We start from the raw sequence: 2,006 nt of genomic DNA on the forward strand, positions 1-2,006 counted from the left end.
ATATTACCAAATTGCTTTTTATTGATTTACAAATTATAAACTGTTTATACTTGTATTGTAATCCACATTAAAATAAAAGTATTTGTATAATCCTGAATTATGTTTGTATAATTCTATAATATAGGTTATAATAGTCTTAAGCCAGCTATTTAATCACTTTTAGTGAATGCTTGTAAAATTATACCTATTTCATTTTTAGATGTATGGAGGTCTATCCTTGATTAAAAATATTACAAAATTATCCTTAGCCAATTATGGTACTATAAGTTCCATTCCATATTATGATATTCAATTGGATGATGTAAATAATGAAACAACAAAGATAATTACCACTTTTGATCTTAATTCCTATTTTATTGATACTATGAATAAAACAGTTATCAACATTGAAGAAGGAACTGCTGTTTTATATACCTATACCCCTGGTAATGACTCAAGATCTTTTTTTCTGGACAAATGTGTTATATTAAACCCTAATGTTTTTTATAAAGTCGTTCCTCTTGATAATTCCTGTACCATTAAAATTAAGTTCAACAAAAAAACAACTTCTATACAAAGAAGTAATACACGCCTTGATTTTTCTCGTGGTATAAAAAGCAAACTCAATATTGCTAAAATATATACCTTATATTATCAAGAATTCGATAAGTTTTTTTCATACAAAGGTGAAAAACATGATTTTTGGGAAATTACCTATGTGGATCAAGGTGAATTATCCACATTAATTGATGGAAGGGAATTCATCTTGAAACAAGGTGATTTTATTTTCTATGCACCAAATCAATATCATACTCAAAAAAACAATAGTTCTGTGCCTGTTTCCTTTCTGACTATTAGCTTCAAAATGGATTTTGAACAAGAAGATATTCTAAAAGATAAAATTTTCATTTGTGACCATGAGTTAAAATCCATATTAGAAAAAATATTGGATGAAAAAAATTATAATGGTGTGTATAGTCCAGATTTGATTATATGTTATTTAAAAGAGTTTATAGTTAAGCTGATACGTATCATCTCCAAAAAAAATTCAATAAAGCAGCTTCATACTTCTATGCAGGTCAATACTAATAATGCTTTTGTTAATACGTCCCTTGAGTATATCTATTCTCATATCAGCCAAAAGATAACTGTTGATGAATTAGCTAATAAGGTATCCATTAGTTCTTCTTATTTATCTCGTATTTTCAAGGATGTTATGGGTGTAACAATTATTGATTACATCAATAATTATCGTTTGGACACAAGTAAGGTGTATATAAAATCCACCGATCTTAGTTTAACTCAGATTGCTGAGATTCTTGGTTTCAATTCTATACATTATTTTTCCAAACAGTTTAAAAAAAGATACGGTATAAGCCCAATAGTATATAGTAAATCATTAAAAAACTAAAATAAAGATTACTAGAATATAATTAATACTCTTCACACAAAATATTATCTATACTATATTGAACTTAAACATCTCTTTTAATAAGTTTAATGTATTTTCCTTGATTTTACAGTTAACTAATCGCTCTAAGCAAGTATTTAATTAACTTATATATAATATAAATTGAAGAGGTATAGATATGATAGATAACTATGATATTACTCCCGTAATTGGGATAAGTAAATGTATTAACTTCGCAAAATGTCGTTATAATGGTGACGGTGATAATAATGAATTCATTACTCGTCTTAATGCTTTTGTGGAATACATTCCTTTTTGTCCAGAAGTAGAAATAGGTATGTCAACTCCAAGAAAACCCATACGTCTTGTGGAAGTTAATAACGAAATACACTTGATACAACCGGCTACTCAAATAGACTTAACAAATAATATGCTAGAGTACACTGATTCATTGATGATTAAATTAGAAAATGTAGATGGATTCATTTTGAAAACCAGATCTCCCTCTTGTGGTATAAAAGAAGTTAAAATATATCAAAGTGACAAAAAAGGAGCAACCAGTAGGAAAGGTAAAGGAATGGTTGGTAGTAAGATTACAGAGACTTACAATCATCTT

Annotated in this window: 2 protein-coding genes; both read left to right on the top strand. The window is 27.5% G+C overall.

The window, feature by feature from the left end:
* The first annotated feature begins 217 nt into the window (after positions 1-217).
* Positions 218-1,390: an AraC family transcriptional regulator gene (locus AACQ14_RS23210; protein WP_339365931.1), complete on the top strand. Its 1,173-nt coding sequence runs from the start codon at positions 218-220 to the stop codon at positions 1,388-1,390.
* A gap of 178 nt (positions 1,391-1,568) precedes the next feature.
* Positions 1,569-2,006, top strand: a 438-nt coding sequence (locus tag AACQ14_RS23215; protein ID WP_339365932.1) for a 2-thiouracil desulfurase family protein, incomplete at its 3' end; no start/stop codon positions are given.

Origin of the sequence: Vallitalea maricola (assembly GCF_036985595.1) — a bacterium.
GTDB classification, from domain to species: Bacteria; Bacillota; Clostridia; order Lachnospirales; family Vallitaleaceae; genus Vallitalea; species Vallitalea maricola.